The sequence below is a fragment of the Melioribacteraceae bacterium genome, assembly GCA_030584085.1.
Taxonomy (GTDB): domain Bacteria; phylum Bacteroidota; class Ignavibacteria; order Ignavibacteriales; family Melioribacteraceae; genus SURF-28.
Genome location: CP129490.1, coordinates 340,452 through 360,221 on the forward strand (window position 1 = coordinate 340,452; position 19,770 = coordinate 360,221).

The following is a 19,770-nucleotide window of genomic DNA, read 5'->3' on the forward strand; positions in this document are numbered from 1 at the left end:
TAGTGTAAAAATTATTAAGAGAGGAAGTAATGGGATTTTTCAAATCTGTAGAGGAAAAATTACTAATTCACTGTTTTGAGAAAAATTTAAAAGCCATCGAAAAAATCCTAAAAAGGAATCCGCACCTTAAAGATCTTTTTTTCCCAAAATATAGAAATATTGAGGAACTGAAAAAGAACTATCCTAAAAGTGAGAAGACTACTAATTTATTCGGCTATGCGGACTTACGTCGAGAGAGCTTATCCAAACAGATAGATCAAGATATTTATACAATCGTACCAGGAAATTACTTGGATATAAGATCAAAAGATTTATTTAAGTTACTAATTTCTATCGGATGCAATCTCAATATTCAATATGAAACTCTTCTTGGTCGGCAAACCACACCGTTGATTACAGCAGTAGAAAATCTCGACATAGAATTGGTAATGTTACTATTAAATAAAGGGGCTGATGTAAATCTAGATATTGATTCTGGTAAATCCCCGTTGCACATTGCACTAGAGTATTCAACTAGTTATAATTTCGAAATAGTAAAAAAATTAATTGAAGCCGGTGCTGATATTAACGCAAAGACAGAGTTCGGTCAAACGCCGCTCCACAGAGCAGTTGAAATAGGAAAATTAGAAGCAGTAAATCTTTTACTCGAAAATGGAGCTGGAGTCAACGCAATTGATAATGATAAAAATACCCCCTTATTTTTTACAATGGAAAGCGGAAGTATTGATATAGCAGAAAGGCTTATTAAAGCAGGGGCAGATTATAGAGGGCTGCAGATAGTTTATGATAATTATTTCAAGGTTATTTACTATCAGCGAAGGATATATAATCAATCTTATCTAGAATATGTTATGACTAGAATAAAACATTTAGGTATCGTATCCCCACTAATTTTATCTTTTAAATGGGAGCTGATAGAAATACTGTTTCACTTTTTGGGCAAAAAAGAACCATTAGAACAAATCGACAGTGATGGAAATACATTATTGACCTTAGCACAAAAAAGTTCAAATAGAACCACAAGCTTTGCACTGGCACTATATTTCTATTGGAAATATAGATCAAAAGAATGGTGGAAAAATCAAGCCACCGATAACTTCTTATGCGATTATTGTAATGCATCAGTTTATAAGATGGACACGACTTTTCTTTATCGCAATAAATTAGCTTGTGAAGAATGCTGCAGTCAGAGATTAATAATACCGCATAAAGCAAAATTTAAAAATGATATCGATTTCTGGGGAAAAGCTGAAATACCATATGCCATCGATTTCATTAAGAATATCAAAAAAATTGAGTACTGAACTCAGAGGGAAAATTAATTTAAGGATCTCATTAGCTGTAAAGCTTAATGTGATTTCAATAATGAACCCGGCATTATCTAATTGAAATATATTTAAACAACGTAAATAACTTTTAAAAAGAGGTGGTTATGGAAAAATCACTATTAAAGTTGTATTTGATATTCATGATGTTAATTTTTTCATCATGCAGCAGTATTGATTTTACGACAGTTAAATATGAGCTCACGAAATCTTCACAACCTTTTTTGGATATCAGAGTTGTCGGTTTTGAAACTGATACACGCGGGAATATTGGAAAAGCTAAAACAACCAACATACTGTATGATATCGAACCTGAAGCAGGTTACAACTATGCTTTGATTGAGCTGCAATTTAGCAATCCGGGCTCTTCCGATTCGCAAATACATTTCTCAGAACTCTATTTCCAAAATCAACAAAAAGAAAATTTGGAAGCATATTTTTTCTATCCAGAAGATTTAACCGGGGAAAAAGGTAAAGAGGGATACTTCCCGCTGCAGTCGAAAATAGCCTACAGCGAAATCATTAAACCGGAAGAAAAATTAGTCGAAAAATTTCTGGTTGTTATTCCAGAAAACGAAACTTTAATTAATGTTGAATATGATGATTTAGAACCACGTGTAATTACGTTTAAGTGATTTCTTTTTGCTAGGACCCCAACCACAATTATTCCGGGTTGGGTTTTTATTGCACCAAAATTCGTAGTTTTGCATAACACACAATTAGTTATGCAGATGAATCAAAACTTACTCCAAGATTTGTTATTTATTGTAAATGTTGTACTTCCAGTGTTCCTTCTGGTCTTTGTCGGAATTATACTGCGACTTTTAAAAATTGTAACCGAAGAGTTTGTAAAAATCACTTCCAATTTTGTTTACAAAGTTTCACTTCCCGCATTAGTATTTTTAAAATTATATGACGTTGATTTAGAACGAACTATAAATGTTGATATGATGCTTGTAATAGTTTTTGGTACAATCGCAGTATATTACATCGCAAAAATTATCGCAAAGAAAATGTTGTTAAAGCCTGAGGATGAAGGAGTTTACGTACAGGGTGCGTTTAGAAGTAATTACGCAATTGTAGGATTGGCAATTATACTAAGAATGTTCGGACTCGAAGCGGTTGCTAAGGCGAGTTTCCTTTTATTATTTGCACTTCCGATTTATAATCTTTACGGAATCATTGCTTTAACACTTCCTCATAATCAAAACGCTAAAGTTGATTATAAGTATATCGCAAAGGAAATTTTACTTAACCCTCTCATACTTTCAGTAATTGCGGCAATCCCTTTTTCGGCTTTTAAAATTGGAATCCCGGACTCGTTGGAAACAACGGGCGGTTATTTAGCAGATATTGCATTGCCTCTTGCTTTAATAAGTATCGGCGGTTCAATGAATCTCCAGTCTATAAAAAAAGCTTCGGGACTTGCTTTCGGATCAGCTTCAATTAAAAACATTGTCGCTCCTGTTGTTGCAACGGTTGCTGCGTATTTTCTCGGAATACGTGGCGAGGATATCGGAATAATTTTTATCGTGTTCGCGTGTCCTACCGCAATTGTTAGTTTTATAATGGCGGCGGGATTAAAAGGAAATGTAAAATTAGCCGGTAATATTGTTGTCATTTCAACTTTGGCTTCATTACTTACGATGACATTGGGGTTATTTATACTCAGATTGCTGCAGTTAATATAAATTTGCTACTTTCTGAGTGGCTTAAAGAAGCCGAACCCCGATTAATCGGGGTTGGGCTTCTAAATGATTTGTTTCGTGAACTTTTATCGCTGGAATTATTATCTTAAACAAGTATCTCAAATCAATGGGTATATAAATGCAGCAAGTCGAACTAAATCATCTTGTTCCTTTTTTTTCGGATGCGGAAAAAATTATAATTGATGATTTCCAAAAAAATGCTGTAGTACAAAGTTTTAAGAAAGGAACATATCTTTCAATGGAAGGCGATTCTTGCGAATATTTTCCAATTGTAAAATCCGGGCTGATTCGAGTTTTTAAACTCGGTCCTCGGGGACAAGAAGTTACTTTGTATAGAATCGAACCCGGGCAAAGTTGTATTCTCACAATCTCTTGCCTGCTCTCAAATCATAAATTTCCGGCTGTTGCTGTTGTTGAAGAAGATTGTGAAATAGTATTGATCCAAGAGAAAATTTTGAAAGAGTGGATGAATAAATACAAGAAATGGAATGAATATATTTTCGATTATCTCTCCAAAGTATTGTTCAATGTTCTAAAAATTTTGGAGAATATATCATTTAAAAGAACCGATCTTCGTATTCTGGAATACTTAACTTCTTCAGCTGTGCAATCAAATAATATTATTGAAGTTACACATCAAAAAATTGCCCTCGAAATTGGTACTGCAAGGGAGGTAGTAAGCAGATTTCTAAAACAATTGGAAAAACAAAAACTCATTAATTTACAACGCGGTAAAATTATCATCCTCGATTTTGCTAAACTTCAAAAAGAACTGACACTTCTGCAATAACCAGACAATTAAAATAATACCTCGTGTGTGATTAAGTCACAGACAATTAATCTTACGTCAACTATTTTCTTGATATCGTATAATTAAATTTTTAATTAGAAGCGGGGGATAGATGAAAAATAAAATAATAACATCATTTTTAATTTTTTCCTTTATCGGAGGTGTAGTCCTAATATCTCAATCATTTCGAGTTAATCAAATTCCGAACGGAAGTACAAATACATGTCTCAATTGTCATAATAGTGAGTTCGGCGGGGATGCCCGTAATAATTTTGGTAAGCTTGTTGAATCCAGATTTCTCTCGACTCCCGGTTCAACAGGAAATGTTCAATGGGGTCCTTTACTTGCAAGTTTAGATGCCGATAATGACGGTGTGACTAACGGTCAAGAATTACAAGATCCTTACGGAATATGGACTTCAGGTTCGCCGAATCCCGGCAGTTTTTCTTTAGTAACTTTACCGGGAAATTCTTCAAGCAATCCTTTGTCTACATTGACAATAAATTTTTCCGGAATGACTCCTCACGTTGGACAAACTCTTTATTTACGTGTAATTGATAAACTTAACCGTAAAGAAGTCGGAAGGAGATCAACAACTATATCGGAAAACTTTTCTCTTGATATTGATGTTATTATTCAAGGCAGAAGTTATACTGTTGATTTCTTTGCGGATCATAACGGTAATGGATTCTACGATATTCCTCCAACTGACCATGCTTGGAGAATGGAATTGGATGATGCTCAAGGAAACGATGTACTTGAGTTTTCTCATAATACGGATTTCACCGATATAGAATGGTCATATTTACTTACAGTAAATTTTATAGATATGAATCCGCATATCGGACAGCTTTTTGAATTTAGAGTTGAAGATGACCTCACATCGGAAGAAATTGGCAGAACGAGAATTGAGTTTATTCCTTCCGCTGCATTTACTATAGATATTCCAGGAATTCTTCCGAACAGAGAATATAATCTGGAGTTTTATGCAGACCATAATCAAAACGGTGTATATGATAGCCCGCCGACAGACCATACGTATGAAATGAAAATTGAAAGCGGAAACGGTGACACACAAATTGATATTCCTCATAATACAAATTTCACAGACATCGGCTGGAAGTATCTTTACACGCTGAACTTACTTAGTATGACTCCGCATTTAGGACAAACGCTTGAACTTCGAGTTTATAGAAGTGACAACAATGAAGAGGTCGGACGAACAAAGGTTTCCTCCATTGCGGGAGAAAATATTTCAGTCTCAATTCCTCAGATAGAAATTGATCATGATTACGTAGTTGATTTTTATGCCGATCATAACGGGAACGGAATGTATGATGCCCCGCCAACCGATCATGCATGGAGATTAACGTTTAACAGCTCAACCGGAAATTTTGTGCAAAATTTTTCTCATAATACCAATTTTACCGATATTGATTGGCCTACTTCAACTTCGGTTGATGATGAAAATATAACAAATAGTTTTGTGCTATCTCAAAATTATCCCAATCCATTTAATCCAAGTACAAAAATAACATTTACAATTCCAAACGTAGGGGATGAATATATTCGTCCCCTACAAGCCAAATTAATTGTTTATGATGTTCTGGGTAGGCAGATTAAAACACTTGTAAACAACAATCTTGCAAGCGGTGTGTACGAAGTTGAATTTAATGCAGAGGGATTAAGTAGTGGCATTTATTTTTATAAACTAACTGCCGGTCAATTTTCCGAAACCAAGAAAATGATATTGACCAAATAAGTCGATTGAGGATATACATGAAAAAAATCTTAAACATAATTCTCTTGATTTATGTCATATTAGTATTTAACGGCTGCGCAGATCAAATTGTATCAGAGTGCGAAGAATGTAATCCATTACCAGGTGAAGTTAAGCTCAACACTTTTTCGGGGATTCAGACCAAACTATTTAATACTACATGTGCATTATCCGGCTGTCACGGTGAAAATGCAACACAAGCAAATTTAATGTTAGTTGAAGGTGTTTCGTATTCGAATTTAGTTGAACAGCAATCATTTCTGTATCCGCAATTCTCAAGGGTGAAAGCCGGTGAAAGTGAAAACAGTCTTTTGATTAAAATGTTGAGAGGCGAAACGGGTATTATGCCTCCGACCGGAAAGCTTGATGATTCTATTATTGATTCGGTTGCAATGTGGATTGACGATGGTGCTCTAAATAATTAGGGGGAACTATGAAAAGATTGATACTATTTTTTCTGTTTGTTTCGGTAATTGTTTCACAAGAATATCATGTAGATAAAACTAAAGATAATCTTGTGAAGTTTATTTCCGATGCACCTCTTGAGGACTTTGAAGGTGTTACAAACAGTATAGATGGTTATATGTATTTAAAATCAGTGGAGGATTTAAACGATAACCAGCTTTACTTCGAAGTGGATCTGACAACTTTAGATACGGGTATAGAATTAAGAAATAGGCATATGCGAGATAACTATCTGGAAACAGAAAAATACAGATTCACTTTTTTTGAGGGAAGAATTAGTCGAATCGAAAAAACATCAGAACAAAAATATTCCGTGGAAGTTAACGGTACATTATTTATTCATGGCGTAACGAATGAAATTAATGTACAGGGGGTGTTAACTTCTGCGGATTATGGTTATCTGGTTGAATCTGAATTTACTGTCGCTCTTTCGGATTACAAAATTGATATACCTCAGTTAATGTTTATGAAAATTAATGAAGAGATGAAACTTCAATTGCGATTTCATCTAGAAAAAATTGTTCGTCCGGAGGAATAAAATGAAGATAAAATTTTATCTAATAATTCTTGCAATTTCACTTACAACATTTACACAGGTCAAATGGCAGCGTGAAGCGGCGGAAGCCGATTTACCGGTTGAACTTTTTCATTCAACTTTTGCTATAAATTTACCAACCGCTGAAACAATCGGTTCACGAGAATTGGAAATTGAAATATCACATAGATTTATACCTACAATAAAAAGCGGTAGTAAAGATTTTTGGGGTTTAGACGGTCCGGTCATAAACAGATTAGCTCTGGCTTACGGAATTACTAATTCTACTCAGATTTCACTTGGACGCTCAAATTTTAATGATAGTTATGAATTGTCTGTTAAACAAAAAATATTTGAAAACGATAACGAAATTTTACCGTTTGTTATAACTGCACAAGTCGGTTCTGCCTGGAATTCGGATCACCTTGTAATTGAATCTTCGGATTCAAAAGCATTCCAATTTTTTGCTCAAGCAATTTTAAATACACTGTATGATAAGAAACTAGCATTAGGAATTGTGCCCTCGTATTTATATAACAGTCATCCCGAGTGTAAAGAAACTCAATACAGTTTTACAATAGGAACTTACCTGCAATATTATATTAGTGATGTGTTCAGCATTTTATGGGAATATAATCCCACCGTAACCGGCTGGCGTGATTATCACAATCCAATGGGATTTGGTTTGGAAATTGAAACCGGCGGACATTTCTTTAAAATATTTTTGACCAACAGCACCGATCTTAATCAAACTCAATTTCTCTCCGGCGCGAATAAATCATTTGATAACGGTGATCTTAGACTTGGATTTATGATAACAAGATTATTGTTTTTGTAAATGTAGTTTTATTACAAAAATTGAAGACAATAAGTAAAGAACACCGAATCTTCGATCATACTGTAACAAACCCACTAACCCAAGAAAAACACCGAAGGCGTGATATGCTTGTAACTAAAAAAGATGACATACAAAAGAAGGAACGTCGAAGGTCTGAAATGATAGTAAGATTCTTAGTGATAGAAGTAGAAACGCCGAAGGGGTGACATGATTGTAAAAAAAGCTGAAAAGGATAAACTGAAACCCCGAAGGGGTGAAATTATAGAGTTTGGAAACAGTATTTTCTAATGTCACCGCTTCGCGGTTTTGAGTCATGTTGGCTATTTTTTTTATAATCATATCATCCCTTCGGGATTTGGGATGTTTTGGTAGGCGTGATGATTTATAATAATGCCATCCCTTCGGGATTGATGATATGTAGTACTTACAACACTATACTCACATCATAATGCTCAACAAAATAAACAACGCCGAAGGCGTGAGATTATTGTAAATAAGCAAAGAGGATAAACCCAAACCCCGAAGGGGTGAAATGATAGATTCCGAAAGAGTTTTAATTTCAAATCTTTATAACAAAGCATAATTATTGTAATTTATATAATTAGTTAAATTAATGCTGATTACAACTAAGATCGTTTTTTTAATATGCCGAACTTATAAAAAGTTACAGTCAATTAAATTCTGTAGAATAAAATGGGAGATGAATATGGCCGGTACTTTTTCTCAAGTCTACATACAAATTATTTTTGCCGTAAAAAGAAGAGAAAATTTACTTAATAAAACTTGGAGAGCAGAAGTTTTTAAATACATCGCGGGTGTTATAAAAGAGAAGGGTCATAAACCAATTATCGTTAATGGTGTATCCGATCATGTGCATTGTTTTGTTGGCTTGAAACCGTCAACTGCTATTTCGGATTTAGCGAGAGATATAAAGAACAATTCTTCAAAGTTTATAAACGAAAGTAGATTTGTAAAACATAAGTTTAATTGGCAAAGCGGGTATGGAGTTTTTTCTTATGCGTATTCTCAGATTGACGCGGTTTATAATTATATATTGAACCAAGAAGAACATCACCGTAAGAAGAGTTTTCGTGAAGAGTATTTGGAGTTTTTGGATAAGTTTCATGTTGAGTTTAAAGAGGAGTATTTGTTTGATTGGCTTAAGGAATAATACCACCGCTTCGCGGTTTTGAGTCGCAGTTTGTTGATCTTTTTCAAAGGACGAATTACTTTCTCATAAAGCCGATGAAATGATTTCTTCTCAAAAATAAATTTGCACAGCTCAAAAAGCTTTCCTAAATAAGCTGAAAAATAATTTGGCAATAGACAGAATATCTAATAAACTTGATGCATTCAACAACCACGATTTCAAAACCTTCCTCGACGAACTCAAAAAGAAAAAATTAACACTTTCATTAAAAGAGCAGGACGAATGGGAAGAATACTTTAACGAGCACAAAGAAAAAATCTTAGAACTGCAATCCCAAATAAACCAAACCGACCGCGAAATAGACCAACTCGTTTACCAACTCTACGACTTAACCGAAGAAGAGATAAAGATTGTTGAGGAGAGTGTTGGGTAAAAATCTTCGTATAATATAATTGACGAAAAAAAAATATCTATATTTACACAATGAAATATATTTTTCTAATAATATTCTTATCAACAAGTATATCGCTTTTTGCTTGCGAGCATGAGACAACGAACGAATGCAGCTCACAAGAAGTTAATATTAACGAAGAGAACCATTCATCTTCCGATGAATGCTGCCATGATTTTTGTACTTGTAACTGTTGTACTAAAATACCTGTTATAAAAAATAGTAGTAACCTTTCAAATCTTCTTTGTTTCTCCACACAGCATCAAATAACTAAAGTTCAAATACTTCCAAGTAATTTTGCAGACCATTGGCAGCCTCCTAAACAATTATAGTTTATCTGGAACATCACATTTTTTGTTAAACTAATTTTTATAAGGAGGCGAACATGAACCGTTTTGCTTTTTTCATCGCATTAGTATTACTGAATATAAATTTACTCGCTCAAAATAAATTGAGCGGAGTCATAATCGACGAACATACACATGAAAAATTAATAGGTGCTAATATAATTGTAATAGGTACGACTATCGGCACGTCGACTAATACCAAAGGAGAATTCACTCTTTCAAACATACCGGACGGTAAACAGTCGATTAAGTTTTCGCACATTGGTTACAGCGATTACGTAATTGAATTGGATTTTCCATATACCGGCGATGCTTTGGAAATCGAACTTGAATCGGAAACCGAAGAAGTTGAGGAAATATTTGTTAATGCCACTAGATCTTCGCGAACAATTGATGCCGAACCGACAAGAGTTGAAGTAATTGCCGGTGAAGAAATTGACGAAAAGATTAGTATGGATCCTTCCAATATTTCGATGATATTAAATGAAAGTACAGGTATTCAAGTTCAGCAGACATCAATTGCGAGTGCAAACAACGTGTTTAGGATACAAGGACTCGATGGGAAATATACACAGCTTCTTCGTGACGGATTCCCATTGTTCGGTGGTTTTTCCGGTAGTCTTAGCTTAGTTCAAGTTCCTCCGCTGGACCTTTCACAAGTAGAAATAATCAAAGGAAGTTCATCAACTCTTTACGGAGGCGGAGCTATTGCCGGGTTGATAAACTTAATTACAAAAGAACCTGATGAAAAAGGCGAACTTTCATTTCTAATTAATGGAACTTCGGCTATGGGGTTAGACGTAAGCAGTTTCTACTCAAAGAAATTTGAAAAATTTGGTTTGACTTTTTTAGCTGTACGTAATTCTCAAAAAGCATATGATAATAATGACGATAATTTTTCCGATCTTCCTCAGATTGAAAGGTACTCGTTAAATCCAAAATTCTATTTCTACTTTGATGAAAGAAATGTTTTAGAAGTTGGCGGAAGTTTTTCGTATGAAGATAGAATCGGCGGCTTTATTACCGCGATTGAAAATGAAGAAAATCGCAATTCATTTTACCACGAAGAAAATAAAAGCAGTCGAATAACTTCGCAGATAAAATATGATAGGAAAGGAAATGATTCTCGGCTCACTTTAAAAAACAGCATATCGTACTTTAAAAGAGAACTTAATCTCTCTGATTATTCTTTCAACGGAATTCAGTTATCAACATTCTCCGAAGCTGTCTATAATTTTAATCTGAATGAATTTGGTGACTGGTTACTTGGAGTAAACTTATACACGGAGAATTTTTCTGATAAAACTAAAATGCAATACAATCATAATTCTTCCGACATAACCTATGGATCATTTGTTCAGAACAATTTGGAGTTATTCGATAAACTCTCGCTTGAAACCGGACTTAGAGTTGATTACAACACAGAATATGGAATTTTTCCTTTACCTCGAGTAAATCTTTTGATTGATATTTCTGAAAAACTTAAAACTAGAATTGGCGGCGGATTAGGTTATAAAATTCCTACCATCTTTACGGAAGCTTCGGATGAACTTGCTTACCGAAACATTCTTCCACTTGACATGGAAAATACAGAAGCCGAAAAATCATACGGCTTAAACATAGATTTCGATTATAAAACCATTTTATTCGGTGGGATAACTTTTTCGATTAACAATCTATTTTTCTATACACGAATAGATAATCCCCTCTATTTGCAATTCAATAATGATAACAATTCATTTGAATATTCATCACTAGACGGATATGCCGTTACGAAAGGGATCGAAACAAATTTAAAATTGACTTATGATCATTACAAATTATTTGCCGGTTATACATTTACTGATGTAATTAGCCACTCAAATAAAACCTCGTCAAGTATTCCTCTAACACCGAAGCACAGTCTAGGTATAGTACTTATCTATGAATTACACGGCAATCTTCGCATTGGATTAGAGGCGTACTATACGGGTAAGCAAAAATTGAGCGATGGTACAAATACAACGGATTACTGGATAAACGGAATAATGATTGAAAAACGATTTGGAAAATTGAGTTTCTTTTTAAACTTCGAAAACTTTCTCGATACTCGTCAATCTAATTATGGACCAATGTTTACCGGTACTCCCCAATCACCTGACTTTTTAGAACTATATGCACCTACGGATGGGAGAATAATTAACGGAGGTGTTAAGATTAGATTGTGAGGTGAACAAAATGGATTGATATGATAGTAATTACTTACTCAGAATATTGGTAGTTGTGAAGAGTGTTAGATCATGAATATAATCCCAATCCCGAATAATCCGGGTTAGGTCACTATCATTATATTAATTGCCCTAATAGGAATTCTAGCCGGTTTGAATTTTATTTAAATCAGCTTCATCTTGTGCGGCTTGACGAAATAGCACACCTGAAATGAAAAACAACATAATAAATAATCCATGAATACCTGAATAAGTCATTATTTTTCTTATTGTAAAATCAGCGTTTTGTGTACTAGCGTATAAAAGCACAACAACGGCAATTAAAAAAAGTATGAGTGATACTGCAAACATTGTAAGAGATAAGCCACGTGATTTGAAGCGCGACATAACCGCTCCAACGATTCCGATTCCGATAACACCAAAGTAAATAGTGTTAACCGGATTATCTTCGGAACCTATTATACCAACTGCAAGATTTGCCCAGATGAGAAAAAGTCCGGCAAAAAGTCCGACCGCAATTCCCGCCTTATATCTTCCATTATTTACCTTTGTTGTTAATAAAACATATGTAAAACCTGTACCGAAGAGAAGAAATCCGGCAATAATAAAATCACCGATACTCCAATCCACTTCTGTTGAAAACTGCATTGCTACGAAGGGTATCACCAATAGTCCGATTGTGATAATCGTAACTATTATTGTTGATTTAAGAAGTTTACTATCCGTGTTCATCAATGTATCTCCGTTTTTATAATGTTTGTAATTGTGTTTCATAAAAGTACTTTGTAAAACAAAGTAATAATTCAAAAAATTTTATTTCTGTGATTTAATTAGTTTTTCCAAAACTCTAAGATGTTCTTCAAAAGCTTTCTTACCTTCTTTGGTGATATAATATTTGGTATTGGGTTTCCTATCGATAAAAGATTTTTCAACACCGATAAACTTTTCTCTTTCCAGACCTTTGATGTGACTTGCTAAATTGCCGTCCGTTACATTTAGATATTGCTTGAGCGAGTTGAAATCGAGCTTATGGTTTACGGATAAAGCCGACATGATTCCCAGCCTAACCCGGCTTTCGAATGCTTTATTCAGTTGATTAATGGATGCTTTCACCTCTCATACCTGAAATACATATAAATTCCATAAATAATGTGGATAACACCAAACCCAATTGCCCAAATAATTAAGCTGTGTTCAACAAAGTAAGCGCTAATCAAACCTAATCCAATCTGGACAAAACCTAAAAACTTAATTTCATCAATTGTAAACTTGCTTGCATTGTATAAAGCGAGTCCATAGAAAATAAGAGATGAGGGAAGAATCAGACCGATCAGATCATTAATAAGAAAAATTATTATTAGAAATCCACCGGTTAGCAAAGGGACTAACATGCTTGCCATTAGCCTTCGAGATGTGGGATTCCCAATATTCTCATCCTTAACTTTAGCATTTTTGTATGAGAAAAATACTGCGGTTAACAAGGCAAGCGATAAAATTATAACGCCTAGAAAAATGACATTAGTCAACCCGGTGGAAATACCGTCGGTTAAAATTATAGTAGGATTGAAATCAAAATAGTTATACGCAATGAAAGCACCGGCCAAAGCATATAAACCAGCCATAATACCCGCCCAACCAGAGAGCGATAAAAATTTGGATGATCGCTCCATCATCGAACGAATTTCCGCTATATCCTTAATGTAATCTCGATTTTCTTTCATATCAAAGTACTTTTTATTTCAAAGTTAATATTAATATTAAGATTATGCAAGGCAATTGTTGATAACCCGAACGCTACTTTAAGGTCAATATACGATCACTTGAGATTGGGCTTCTGAGAAAATATTATTTAAATTGAATGGCAATACTTAGCAAATAAAAATATTCTTCAATTTATTATAGTACACTATGTCTAACATCGATTTTATTATTGAAGAGCGAGCAGCTAACATTGGTAAGTTTATGGTTGGCAGGCTGCTGCCTTTTAGTCAAAAAAGAATGGTTGGACCATTCATATTTATTGACCACATGGGTCCGATAAAATTAAGTGAAGGTCAAAACTTAGATGTACCGCCGCATCCACATATCGGGCTTTCAACACTTACTTATCTGTTTGAAGGGAGCATTATGCATCGTGATACACTAGGTAATGAAGTTGAAATTAAACCCGGAGAAGTTAACTGGATGACCGCAGGAAAAGGAATTGTTCATTCAGAACGTACACCTGAATATCTCCGCGACTCTGTAAAAAGCATACACGGATTACAAATCTGGGTTGCATTACCGCAAAAATTTGAGCAAATGCAACCTGAATTTTTTCACATTAGAGAAAACGAAATACCTACTTGGAAAGAAAATGGTCTCAAATTAAAATTAATTGCTGGTGAACTATCCGATAAAAAATCACCGGTTCCAGTTTATAGTAAGTTATATATGATAGAAATAAAAAGCTCGGAACAGCAGACAGTCGATATTGGAAATCAACTTTATGGTGAATCCGGATTATATATCCTTGAGGGTAGTATCCAAAGCGAAGGTAACAAATATTTACCAAACCAGCTGCTCGTTGCCAAGGATAGCAGTTTTTGTGAGTTTACCATCGAAGCAGGAAGCACTATTTATATATTTGGCGGGGAACCATTTCCCGAAAGAAGATACATTGACTGGAACTTTGTTTCTTCTAATAGAGAATTGATAAACGAAGCAAAAGAAAGATGGATAGCCCAAACTTTCGGTAAAATTGTAGGAGATGAAGATGAGTTCGTTCCATATCCCTCACGCAACGAATGACTTTAGAAATTGCAGTGATGTACCGTTAAACAATGTTGTAAATTAATAATCTTAGAAAGAAATAATTATGGAAAAATATACAATACCCCCACAGACAAGAATAGGTCATGTTCATTTAAAAGTAGCTGATTTAAATCGCTCACTCGAATTTTATAGAGATCTCTTAGGTTTTGAGTTAACGATGATGTACGGAAGTCAAGCAGCTTTTATTTCAGCCGGAGGTTATCATCACCACATCGGACTAAACACTTGGCATAGCAAAGACGCACCGGCTGCATCGAAAGAAGGTGTAGGTTTATATCACACGGCAATTCTTTATCCGACAAAAAAAGATCTCGCTATTATCTTTGAAAGATTACGAAATGCTAATTACCCGCTTACCGGTGCATCCGATCACGGGGTTTCCGAAGCGCTCTATCTTGATGATCCCGACGGTAATGGTGTCGAATTGTATTGGGATAAACCAAAAGAACAATGGCCGACTAAAAAAGATGGTTCGATAGATATGTTTACAAAACCCTTAAATCTCGACTCACTGCTAAGTGAATTAGAATAATAATTCTAAGTATATTGTTATTAAATGTTTTCGCTACTAAAAGAACATATTAACAATAGAGTACTTCTTACTGATGAAGAATTTATTATCTGTTCAAAATTCTTTGTACCTAAGAAGTTAAAAAAGCATCAATTTCTTTTAAACGAAGGTGATGTTTGTAAGTACATTGGGTTTGTAAACTCGGGTTGTTTGCGTGAATACTCAATTGACAACAAAGGAACGGAACATGTAATTCAATTTGCTATTTCTGATTGGTGGGTAGCGGATCTTAATAGTTTCCTTTCCGGTTCGCCTGCAAAATACAACATTGATGCTCTAGCAGTTTCGGAGGTTCTTTTAATTGATAAATCTGCTAGAGAAGAGTTGCTTGCAAATTGTCCGAAGATGGAACGCTTTTTCCGTCTGTTAATTGAAGCTAACCATGTTGCAACTCATCAAAGAATTTTAGATTCACTTAGCGCTTCAGCAGAAGAAAGATATCTTAAGTTTGTTAAAACTTATCCACAACTTATTGAACAAGTATCACAAAACCAGATCGCATCTTACCTTGGTATTACTCCTCAATCATTAAGTAGAATTCGAAAAGAATTGTCTCAGAAGTAAACCCGATTTAAACACTATATTGTAGTCAGATAAGATTTATTGATGATTAGATTATTCTCTCCGGTGAACAACCTACCGCCAAATCTAAATTTGTTACCCTATGTTAACTTCCTTTTTTAACCTATGTGAATGCGCCGCTGCCCTCTTTTAGGTTATGTTTGAGTTGTAAATGAACAATTCATATCAAACAAAAAAAAGGAATAACATAATGACAACTTGGAAAATTGATTCAGCCCATTCAGAAATAAACTTCAAAGTAAAACACCTTTTGGTCTCTACTGTTAGAGGTAACTTTGATAATTTTGATGCCGTTATAGAGACAAACAAAAGTGATTTTAGTGATGCTAAAATTAATTTCGAAGCGGACATAAACAGCATCAATACAAAAAATGAACAACGAGATGCTCACTTAAAATCTGCCGACTTCTTCGACGCGGATAATTATCCGAAGATGACTTTTGAATCAACCTCTATCAAGCAAATATCAGATTTTGAAATGAAGGTAAAAGGAAATCTAACAATTCGCGGTATTACTAAAGAAGTCACTCTTGACGTGATCTATAACGGAATTGTCTCCGGTATGGATGATAGCACTGTTGCCGGATTTGAAGTGACCGGGAAAATCAACCGTTTTGATTTTGGATTGCAATGGAACGCGGTTACCGAAGCTGGTGGTGTCGTTGTTAGCAATGAAGTGAAAATTGAAATCCTTGCCGAATTCACTAAAGTTAATGAATTGGTTGAAGCGGTATCATAAAGAAATATAATATTGGAAAACTTAAAATGATAAGAAATATAATAAATCCCGGCAGTTATACACAGAAAATAAATATTGCATTCTTATTTCTTCGCATTGCCATCGGAATTACTATGTTAACACACGGTGTACCTAAGCTCATTCACTTACTAAGCGATAGTCCTATTCAATTTGTCGATCCGATTGGTATTGGTGAATCTACTTCCTTAGTGCTAGCAGTATTTGCAGAAGTATTTGGTTCAATACTTTTAATTTTTGGAGCAGCCACAAGGTTAGCGGTAATTCCATTGTTCATTACTATGTTGGTTGCCATATTGGTTGTGCATTGGGCAGATGCGTTTGGCGTTAAAGAAGTTGCTTTGCTTTACCTTTCGGTTTATATTACAATCGCCGTAACTGGTGCCGGGAAATATTCGGTCGACAATCTGCTTTATAAGAAGATTGATTTTTAGATATTTCTCCGATACTTTCTACAAGTAATTAGTCAATAATAATTATAGGAGACATAGTGGAGCGCAAAGAATATTCTAATGGTGAAATAACAATTGTCTGGCAACCAAAATTATGTATTCAATCGGGAGTGTGCGTGAAAACACTCCCGAGAGTATATAATCCTAAAGAAAGACCTTGGATTAAACCCGAAAACGCTACAACGACAGAACTGATCAGCCAAGTTGCACAATGCCCTTCCGGAGCACTAAGTATAAAAGAGAATTAGCATGATTGAAATAAAACAAATTGATCAAGGTCAGAAAGGTTACTTTACTGCATTGGATGACGGAAAAGAAGCTGGCAGAATGAGTTATTCATTTGCAGGTAGTTCTAAAATCATAATTGATCATACTGAAGTAAATGCTGCCTATCGCGGTCAAAATATTGGTAAAAGAATTTTGTCTGAAATAGTCGCGTATGCTCGGCTTAATAATATTAAAATAATTCCGCTATGTCCGTTTGCAAAATCTGTATTCGAGAGGACCGAATCGATAAGGGATGTCTTATAAGAATATATTTTTCTTAAAAATAAAAAGCCCAATCTCGATTGATCGAGGTTGGGCTTCTAATTAATACTCATTAATGATTACTTCAAATCAAATCGATCGAGATTCATTACTTTATTCCATGCAGCAATAAAATCTTTCACGAACTTTTCTTTTGCATCATCTTGAGCGTAAACTTCTGCGAGAGCTCGAAGCTGTGAATTTGAACCGAAAACTAAATCAACTCTTGTTCCTGTCCATTTAACTTTATCGGTCTTGCGATCACGTCCTTCAAAAGTATCACCTTTATCAGAAGTAGGAACCCATTTAGTTTTCATATCAAGGAGATTGACAAAGAAGTCATTTGTTAATTTTCCGGGTTGATCAGTAAACACTCCATGTTTTGATTTTCCATAATTTGCATCCAACACACGCATGCCGCCAACAAGTACCGTCATTTCCGGCGCGCTTAAAGTAAGAAGTTGCGCCTTATCAACAAGCATTTCTTCTGCAGATACAGTGTAAGCTTTTCTCTGGTAATTACGGAAACCATCTGCTTCCGGTTCCATTTCTGAAAATGATTCAATATCAGTTAACTTTTGTGTAGTATCCATTCTTCCGGGAGTAAATGGAACATCAACCTTAAAGCCTGCATCTTTTGCGGCTTTTTCAACCGCAGCACATCCGGCAAGTACAATTAAATCGGCAAGAGAAACTTTTTTGCCGTCTTTCTGTGAATCGTTGAACTCTTTCTGAATATTTTTAAGTTTTTTAAGTACTTTTTCTAATTGTGCTGGTTGATTAATTTCCCAATTTTTTTGAGGTTCTAAACGTATGCGAGCACCATTTGCCCCGCCGCGATAATCCGAACCACGGAAAGTTGATGCTGATGACCATGCAGTGTAAACCAACTCGGATACTGAAAGCTTTGAAGCAAGAATTTTTTCTTTCAATGCTTTGACATCTTTTTTGTTGATCAGTTTATGATTGACCGCGGGAATCGGATCCTGCCAAATTAACTCTTCTTTAGGAACTTCCGGTCCAAGATAACGAACTTTTGGTCCCATATCTCTGTGAGTAAGTTTATACCATGCTCTTGCAAATGCATCGGCAAAAGCTTTTGGATCTTTATGGAATCTTCGTGAGATTGGTTCATATATTGGGTCAAAACGTAGAGATAAATCCGCGGTTGTCATAGTTGGCGGATGTTTCTTTGAAGGGTCATGAGCATCGGGAATCATATGTTCCGGTTTAACATCTTTAGCCTGCCATTGCCAAGCACCGGCAGGACTCTTAACTTTTTCCCACTCATAACCAAACAGCATATCGAAATAACCCATATCCCATTTGGTTGGATTAGGTTTCCATGCACCTTCTAAACCGCTGGTAGTTTGGTGTACGCCTTTGCCGGTTCCAAACTTATTAATCCATCCTAAACCTTGTTCTTCGAGAGGAGCAGCTTCCGGTTCGGGACCAACTAAACTTGGATCACCCGCACCGTGCATTTTCCCGAATGTATGTCCGCCTGCCGTAAGTGCTACAGTTTCTTCGTCATTCATAGCCATACGTTTAAATGTTTCGCGTACATCACGACCTGATGCTACGGGATCGGGATTACCATCAGGACCTTCGGGATTTACATAAATTAATCCCATTTGAACGGCAGCTAATGGATTTTCAAGTTCTCTATCTCCTGAGTAACGACTCATTGGTTTGTCACTTGTGGCCAGCCATTCCTTTTCAGCACCCCAATAAATATCTTCTTCGGGTTGATAAATGTCTTCGCGTCCTCCGCCAAAACCGAATGTCTTGAAACCCATCGTTTCCATCGCACAATTGCCTGCTAATATTAGAAGATCAGCCCATGAAATTTTGTTCCCGTATTTCTGTTTTATAGGCCAGAGTAAACGGCGTGCTTTATCCAGGTTAGCATTATCGGGCCAGCTATTTACAGGTGCAAAACGCTGATTGCCTGTTCCGCCTCCGCCGCGTCCGTCAGCAGTACGGTATGTCCCGGCACTATGCCAGGTCATGCGTATAAACAAACCGCCGTAATGGCCCCAATCAGCGGGCCACCAATCCTGCGAGTCTGTCATTAGATCATAAAGATCTTTTTTGAGAGCTTTATAATCAAGTTTCTTAAATTGTTCCGCATAGTTGAAGTCGGGATCCATTGGGTTGGAAGCCGGATGATGTTGATGAAGTATGCCCAAGTTCAACTGATTCGGCCACCAATCCTTATTTGATGTGCCTCTCCCGAATGAAGTTCTGCCTGTTACGGGGCATTTACTTTCATCGTTCGTCTTTTGAGTTTTGTTTTTGTCTGTCATAGCTCGTCTATTTTTATTTGTAAAATAAATGAATTAAAAAAATTATTGATAAGTATTTACTTTAACTAAAACTAAAAAAATTTGTTTCAAGTTCAACTCAGAGACTCAATATTACAAAATTATGGTTTGCTTGACAAGATAATCAGAATTATGGACTGAA

23 protein-coding genes are annotated in these 19,770 nt (G+C 35.5%); 18 read left to right on the forward strand and 5 right to left on the reverse strand.

Translation table 11 applies throughout. The annotated features are described in order from the left end of the window. Positions 1-29 precede the first annotated feature (29 nt). From QY331_01520 to QY331_01565, 10 genes are all read left to right on the forward strand, one after another. Positions 30-1,304, forward strand: coding sequence for an ankyrin repeat domain-containing protein (locus QY331_01520; GenBank protein ID WKZ69931.1), 1,275 nt, complete (start codon positions 30-32; stop codon positions 1,302-1,304). A gap of 128 nt (positions 1,305-1,432) precedes the next feature. After that, positions 1,433-1,960 (forward strand): hypothetical protein, encoded by a 528-nt coding sequence (locus QY331_01525; protein ID WKZ69932.1) that lies wholly within the window; start codon positions 1,433-1,435, stop codon positions 1,958-1,960. A 96-nt stretch (positions 1,961-2,056) separates the two neighbouring features. After that, positions 2,057-3,016, forward strand: coding sequence for an AEC family transporter (locus QY331_01530; GenBank protein WKZ69933.1), 960 nt, complete (start codon positions 2,057-2,059; stop codon positions 3,014-3,016). 136 nt (positions 3,017-3,152) lie between these two features. After that, the gene (locus QY331_01535; GenBank protein WKZ69934.1) at positions 3,153-3,824 is read left to right on the forward strand and encodes a Crp/Fnr family transcriptional regulator; all 672 of its coding nucleotides are present in this window, start codon (positions 3,153-3,155) and stop codon (positions 3,822-3,824) included. A 112-nt stretch (positions 3,825-3,936) separates the two neighbouring features. Then, positions 3,937-5,586: a T9SS type A sorting domain-containing protein gene (locus QY331_01540; protein WKZ69935.1), complete on the forward strand. Its 1,650-nt coding sequence runs from the start codon at positions 3,937-3,939 to the stop codon at positions 5,584-5,586. Positions 5,587-5,603: 17 nt separating this feature from the next. Next, positions 5,604-6,029, forward strand: a complete 426-nt coding sequence (locus QY331_01545) for a hypothetical protein (protein ID WKZ69936.1) — start codon at positions 5,604-5,606, stop codon at positions 6,027-6,029. An 8-nt stretch (positions 6,030-6,037) separates the two neighbouring features. After that, a complete protein-coding gene (locus QY331_01550) occupies positions 6,038-6,607 on the forward strand; it encodes a YceI family protein (protein ID WKZ69937.1) in 570 nt (189 codons plus the stop codon). 1 nt (position 6,608) lies between these two features. After that, positions 6,609-7,442, forward strand: a complete 834-nt coding sequence (locus QY331_01555) for a DUF5777 family beta-barrel protein (protein WKZ69938.1) — start codon at positions 6,609-6,611, stop codon at positions 7,440-7,442. Positions 7,443-8,148: 706 nt separating this feature from the next. Next, complete coding sequence (gene tnpA / locus QY331_01560; protein WKZ69939.1) at positions 8,149-8,613, forward strand: IS200/IS605 family transposase; 465 nt, start codon at positions 8,149-8,151, stop codon at positions 8,611-8,613. A gap of 145 nt (positions 8,614-8,758) precedes the next feature. Next, the gene (locus QY331_01565) at positions 8,759-9,025 is read left to right on the forward strand and encodes a hypothetical protein (GenBank protein ID WKZ69940.1); all 267 of its coding nucleotides are present in this window, start codon (positions 8,759-8,761) and stop codon (positions 9,023-9,025) included. A 43-nt stretch (positions 9,026-9,068) separates the two neighbouring features. On the opposite strand, the gene QY331_01570 is transcribed toward QY331_01565, so the two are convergent. Continuing rightward, positions 9,069-9,299 (reverse strand): hypothetical protein, encoded by a 231-nt coding sequence (locus QY331_01570; protein WKZ69941.1) that lies wholly within the window; start codon positions 9,297-9,299, stop codon positions 9,069-9,071. A 129-nt stretch (positions 9,300-9,428) separates the two neighbouring features. On the opposite strand from QY331_01570, the gene QY331_01575 reads away from it, so the two are divergent. Then, positions 9,429-11,597: a TonB-dependent receptor gene (locus QY331_01575; protein ID WKZ69942.1), complete on the forward strand. Its 2,169-nt coding sequence runs from the start codon at positions 9,429-9,431 to the stop codon at positions 11,595-11,597. 144 nt (positions 11,598-11,741) lie between these two features. Here the strand turns inward: QY331_01575 and QY331_01580 are convergent, their stop codons facing one another. The 3 genes from QY331_01580 to QY331_01590 form a co-directional block, all read right to left on the reverse strand. Next, complete coding sequence (locus QY331_01580; protein ID WKZ69943.1) at positions 11,742-12,329, reverse strand: hypothetical protein; 588 nt, start codon at positions 12,327-12,329, stop codon at positions 11,742-11,744. Between the two features lie 81 nt (positions 12,330-12,410). Next, positions 12,411-12,710, reverse strand: coding sequence for a transcriptional regulator (locus QY331_01585; protein WKZ69944.1), 300 nt, complete (start codon positions 12,708-12,710; stop codon positions 12,411-12,413). After that, the gene (locus QY331_01590) at positions 12,707-13,318 is read right to left on the reverse strand and encodes a hypothetical protein (GenBank protein ID WKZ69945.1); all 612 of its coding nucleotides are present in this window, start codon (positions 13,316-13,318) and stop codon (positions 12,707-12,709) included. Before QY331_01590 ends, QY331_01585 begins: the two co-directional genes overlap by 4 nt. Before the next feature lie 187 nt (positions 13,319-13,505). Here QY331_01590 and QY331_01595 point away from each other — a divergent pair, with 187 nt between their 5' ends. The 7 genes from QY331_01595 to QY331_01625 all read left to right on the forward strand — a co-directional run bounded on the left by QY331_01595 (position 13,506) and on the right by QY331_01625 (position 17,304). Next, positions 13,506-14,387 carry a pirin family protein gene (locus QY331_01595; protein WKZ69946.1) on the forward strand — a complete coding sequence of 294 codons (882 nt, stop codon included), beginning with the start codon at positions 13,506-13,508 and terminating at the stop codon, positions 14,385-14,387. Positions 14,388-14,454: 67 nt separating this feature from the next. Beyond that, positions 14,455-14,943 (forward strand): VOC family protein, encoded by a 489-nt coding sequence (locus QY331_01600; protein ID WKZ69947.1) that lies wholly within the window; start codon positions 14,455-14,457, stop codon positions 14,941-14,943. A gap of 24 nt (positions 14,944-14,967) precedes the next feature. Beyond that, positions 14,968-15,546 carry a Crp/Fnr family transcriptional regulator gene (locus QY331_01605; GenBank protein ID WKZ69948.1) on the forward strand — a complete coding sequence of 193 codons (579 nt, stop codon included), beginning with the start codon at positions 14,968-14,970 and terminating at the stop codon, positions 15,544-15,546. A gap of 208 nt (positions 15,547-15,754) precedes the next feature. After that, positions 15,755-16,303 carry a YceI family protein gene (locus tag QY331_01610; GenBank protein WKZ69949.1) on the forward strand — a complete coding sequence of 183 codons (549 nt, stop codon included), beginning with the start codon at positions 15,755-15,757 and terminating at the stop codon, positions 16,301-16,303. Between the two features lie 26 nt (positions 16,304-16,329). Next, complete coding sequence (locus QY331_01615) at positions 16,330-16,755, forward strand: DoxX family protein (protein ID WKZ69950.1); 426 nt, start codon at positions 16,330-16,332, stop codon at positions 16,753-16,755. Between the two features lie 56 nt (positions 16,756-16,811). After that, a complete protein-coding gene (locus tag QY331_01620) occupies positions 16,812-17,021 on the forward strand; it encodes a (4Fe-4S)-binding protein (GenBank protein WKZ69951.1) in 210 nt (69 codons plus the stop codon). Between the two features lies 1 nt (position 17,022). Continuing rightward, positions 17,023-17,304, forward strand: a complete 282-nt coding sequence (locus QY331_01625) for a GNAT family N-acetyltransferase (protein ID WKZ69952.1) — start codon at positions 17,023-17,025, stop codon at positions 17,302-17,304. 77 nt (positions 17,305-17,381) lie between these two features. Here the strand turns inward: QY331_01625 and katG are convergent, their stop codons facing one another. Further along, positions 17,382-19,610 (reverse strand): catalase/peroxidase HPI, encoded by a 2,229-nt coding sequence (gene katG, locus QY331_01630; protein WKZ69953.1) that lies wholly within the window; start codon positions 19,608-19,610, stop codon positions 17,382-17,384. Positions 19,611-19,770: the final 160 nt, after the last annotated feature.

Excerpts from the sequence above, each read along its gene's own strand:
- QY331_01520 (WKZ69931.1), top strand. The coding sequence starts at position 30 with ATGGGATTTTTCAAATCTGTAGAGGAAAAATTACTAATTCACTGTTTT.
- QY331_01525 (WKZ69932.1), top strand. The coding sequence starts at position 1,433 with ATGGAAAAATCACTATTAAAGTTGTATTTGATATTCATGATGTTAATT.
- QY331_01530 (WKZ69933.1), top strand. The coding sequence starts at position 2,057 with ATGAATCAAAACTTACTCCAAGATTTGTTATTTATTGTAAATGTTGTA.
- QY331_01535 (WKZ69934.1), top strand. The coding sequence starts at position 3,153 with ATGCAGCAAGTCGAACTAAATCATCTTGTTCCTTTTTTTTCGGATGCG.
- QY331_01540 (WKZ69935.1), top strand. The coding sequence starts at position 3,937 with ATGAAAAATAAAATAATAACATCATTTTTAATTTTTTCCTTTATCGGA.
- QY331_01545 (WKZ69936.1), top strand. The coding sequence starts at position 5,604 with ATGAAAAAAATCTTAAACATAATTCTCTTGATTTATGTCATATTAGTA.
- QY331_01550 (WKZ69937.1), top strand. The coding sequence starts at position 6,038 with ATGAAAAGATTGATACTATTTTTTCTGTTTGTTTCGGTAATTGTTTCA.
- QY331_01555 (WKZ69938.1), top strand. The coding sequence starts at position 6,609 with ATGAAGATAAAATTTTATCTAATAATTCTTGCAATTTCACTTACAACA.
- tnpA (WKZ69939.1), top strand. The coding sequence starts at position 8,149 with ATGGCCGGTACTTTTTCTCAAGTCTACATACAAATTATTTTTGCCGTA.
- QY331_01575 (WKZ69942.1), top strand. The coding sequence starts at position 9,429 with ATGAACCGTTTTGCTTTTTTCATCGCATTAGTATTACTGAATATAAAT.
- QY331_01580 (WKZ69943.1), bottom strand. The coding sequence starts at position 12,329 with ATGAACACGGATAGTAAACTTCTTAAATCAACAATAATAGTTACGATT.
- QY331_01590 (WKZ69945.1), bottom strand. The coding sequence starts at position 13,318 with ATGAAAGAAAATCGAGATTACATTAAGGATATAGCGGAAATTCGTTCG.
- QY331_01595 (WKZ69946.1), top strand. The coding sequence starts at position 13,506 with ATGTCTAACATCGATTTTATTATTGAAGAGCGAGCAGCTAACATTGGT.
- QY331_01600 (WKZ69947.1), top strand. The coding sequence starts at position 14,455 with ATGGAAAAATATACAATACCCCCACAGACAAGAATAGGTCATGTTCAT.
- QY331_01605 (WKZ69948.1), top strand. The coding sequence starts at position 14,968 with ATGTTTTCGCTACTAAAAGAACATATTAACAATAGAGTACTTCTTACT.
- QY331_01610 (WKZ69949.1), top strand. The coding sequence starts at position 15,755 with ATGACAACTTGGAAAATTGATTCAGCCCATTCAGAAATAAACTTCAAA.
- QY331_01615 (WKZ69950.1), top strand. The coding sequence starts at position 16,330 with ATGATAAGAAATATAATAAATCCCGGCAGTTATACACAGAAAATAAAT.
- QY331_01625 (WKZ69952.1), top strand. The coding sequence starts at position 17,023 with ATGATTGAAATAAAACAAATTGATCAAGGTCAGAAAGGTTACTTTACT.
- katG (WKZ69953.1), bottom strand. The coding sequence starts at position 19,610 with ATGACAGACAAAAACAAAACTCAAAAGACGAACGATGAAAGTAAATGC.